The sequence below is a fragment of the Paraburkholderia sp. genome (genome assembly GCF_034668105.1).
GTDB lineage: Bacteria > Pseudomonadota > Gammaproteobacteria > Burkholderiales > Burkholderiaceae > Paraburkholderia.
Map to the genome: position 1 here is coordinate 1 of NZ_JAXDPY010000048.1, position 2,599 is coordinate 2,599.

The window sequence follows — 2,599 nt, forward strand, 5'->3', positions numbered from 1 at the left end:
TGGAACAGGCCGGCGAGTTCGGGATTCGACATGGCGTCACGATTCCGATCCACGATCGGCAGGGAAAGGTTGCAACGCTCACGCTCGCTGCCTGTGATTCGCGTTCGGCGTTCGATACCCGAGTCGAGCAATACCGCCACCAGCTGCATCTCATCGCGATCTACCTGCATGCGCAATTGCGCAACGTAAGGCGGGTTCCGACCTCACCGCTTCGCCCATGCCTGACTCAGCGCGAGAGGGCGTGCCTGCAATGGGCAGCTCGGGGAAAGAGCGCTTCGGATACCGCGGAAATCATAAGTGTCAGCCGGCGAACGGTGGTCTTTCACACCGAGAATGCCAAGCGCAAGCTCGGGGTGGCGACTATGCAGCAGGCGGTCGCCAAAGGACTGATGTACGACATCATCAGCATCTAGCGGAATCGATACGATCTGAATTGGCCTCCCTTTAGCCGCGCTTGAGCTTGCCGACGCGGTTCCTCGTATCGTTGTCTTGTCTCTCGGCCGTGTCAGTTCCAATTGGTCTGACGCGGAGCCGCTTTTTTTGGCATCGCGCAACACGCGCAAGCAATTCCAGCTTCTTGCATTCTTCCCTTACATGATACCTGTAAAGGTAGACAGCTCAAGTCGATGCTCGTCGTCGGATAGTGTTCCATCCACACGCACGCGATGAGGACACGGATGATAAGATTGGTCACGACAGGCAACGCAGAGCGCCACATCAGCAATTTGTATCAAATGCACCGCCTGAGGAAGGCGGTCTTCAAGGATCGGCTCGGCTGGGACGTCAGCGTAAGCGGCGAACTGGAGTTCGACGAATTCGATGCCTTGGAGCCGAGCTATCTGCTCTCGATGGACAGACACGGTACCGTCAACGGCTGCGTCCGCCTTCTGCCGACGACCGGTCCGAACATGCTTCGCGACATCTTTCCGTCGTTTGTGACCAAGGGCGCCGTGCCTCGCAGCGAGCGGGTGTGGGAAGCCAGCCGATTTGCGGTTGGCAAGAACGCCAGCACGGCTGAAACAGAAGCGGGTGTGTCGCAAACGACATACGATCTGCTGATCGGCGTTCTGGAATTCGGCCTGTCAAACGGCATAAACACGATCGCCTGTGTCGTCGATGTGCGCATGGAGCGAATCCTGAGGCGCGTTGGCTGGCAACTCGAGCGCCTCGGTTCCGCGCACCGGATCGGCAACACCATCGCCATGGCCGGGCAGCTCGACGTATCCGCGCAAATCCTTCGCGCACTCGAATCGCGCGCGGGCCGCACGCAGGCCGCCGCCGCCTGATCGCAGCGCTCGGCTGAAATCATCCAACTAGCCGAAATCGGAGCCAGAGACGTGAGCAATCCCTTCGACGATAAGGGCGGCGCGTTCGTCGTCCTGATCAATGACCAAGGCCAGCATTCACTTTGGCCGGCAGCCGCTGACATTCCGGCCGGCTGGTCCATCGCCTGCGAGCGGAACGATCGCCAGGCCTGCATCGAATACATCGGCAAGAATTGGACGGACATGCGTCCCAGAAGCGGCGCCGATATCCAACAGGCATAACCGCCGGGGCCGGCAATCGATCATCCTTGCATCGATGGGGGAAGACGTGGACGCGATCAACAACTCTTCACAAGTCCTGCCGCTCACGGCTGCCCAGGCAGGCATGTGGTTTGCGCAGAAATTCAGCTCGCCGGATTCGATATTCAATCTGGCCGAGTTGATAGAAATTCACGGGCCGATCGATCCCGTGCTGTTCGACGCGGCCTTGCGGCAGGCCGGGATCGAAGCGGAAACGGTGCGGGTGAGATTCATCGAGCGGAGCGATGGGCCTCGACAGATGATTTGCCCCACATTGGATACGACCTTTCCGTTCATCGATGTCAGCACCGAGACGAATCCGCGCGCGGCGGCAGAAAGCTGGATGATGGCGGAACTGACCCGGCCGGTCGATCTGCTGACAGGGGCGCTCTGGGCGTGCGCCTTGTTCAAGGCTGCGCCCGAGCGATATTTTTGGTACCATCGCAGCCATCACATCGTCATGGATGGTTTCACGGGCGGACTGTTCGCCCGGCGCGTCGCCGAGATTTACACCGCGTTGGCCGAGGGACGCTCTCCCGAAGGTGGGACGTTCCGTCCTCTCATGCTGCTGCTTGAGGAGGAAACCGCGTATCGAAACTCCGAACGATTTGCACGCGACCGCCAGTATTGGCTGAAACACTTCGCCGATCGGCCGGCCGCGCTCAGTCTCGCCGATTTGCGACGTCAAAATGTGGGCGGCTTGCTGCGGCAGACGGTCCATCTTTCCGCTGAAAGCGTGAAGGCGCTGCGCGCGACAGCGCAGGCCAGCGGCGCAAGTCTGCCACAGATCATGATCGCCGCGACCGCGGCTTATCTCTATCGGGTGACGGGTGTTGCGGATCTGGTCATTGGTCTGCCCGTTGCGGCCCGGCCCAACGGGCGGCTGCGCCGTGTTCCCGGCATGGTAGCAAACGCCGTGCCGCTGCGTCTGGCCATGAGTCCGAGCATGAGCGCGACCTCGCTCATTCGCGAGGTGGGGCGGCAAGTCCGCGAAGCGATACGGCACCAGTCCTACAGGTACGAGGATCTGAGGC

4 protein-coding genes are annotated in these 2,599 nt (G+C 60.7%); all 4 read left to right on the plus strand.

Features of this window, described 5'->3' with window-relative positions; genetic code table 11:
- Positions 1-413 (plus strand): helix-turn-helix transcriptional regulator (locus QOC89_RS02410; RefSeq protein ID WP_323043557.1); only part of this gene is annotated, 413 nt, incomplete at its 5' end.
- Positions 414-677: 264 nt separating this feature from the next.
- Entirely contained in the window at positions 678-1,286 is a 609-nt protein-coding gene (locus QOC89_RS02415) for an acyl-homoserine-lactone synthase (RefSeq protein WP_323043558.1), read from the plus strand.
- 51 nt (positions 1,287-1,337) lie between these two features.
- Positions 1,338-1,547, plus strand: a complete 210-nt coding sequence (locus tag QOC89_RS02420) for an MbtH family protein (RefSeq protein ID WP_323043559.1) — start codon at positions 1,338-1,340, stop codon at positions 1,545-1,547.
- 46 nt (positions 1,548-1,593) lie between these two features.
- On the plus strand, positions 1,594-2,599 hold a 1,006-nt coding region (locus QOC89_RS02425; RefSeq protein ID WP_323043560.1), incomplete at its 3' end, for a condensation domain-containing protein.

Excerpts from the sequence above, each read along its gene's own strand:
- QOC89_RS02415 (WP_323043558.1), top strand. The coding sequence starts at position 678 with ATGATAAGATTGGTCACGACAGGCAACGCAGAGCGCCACATCAGCAAT.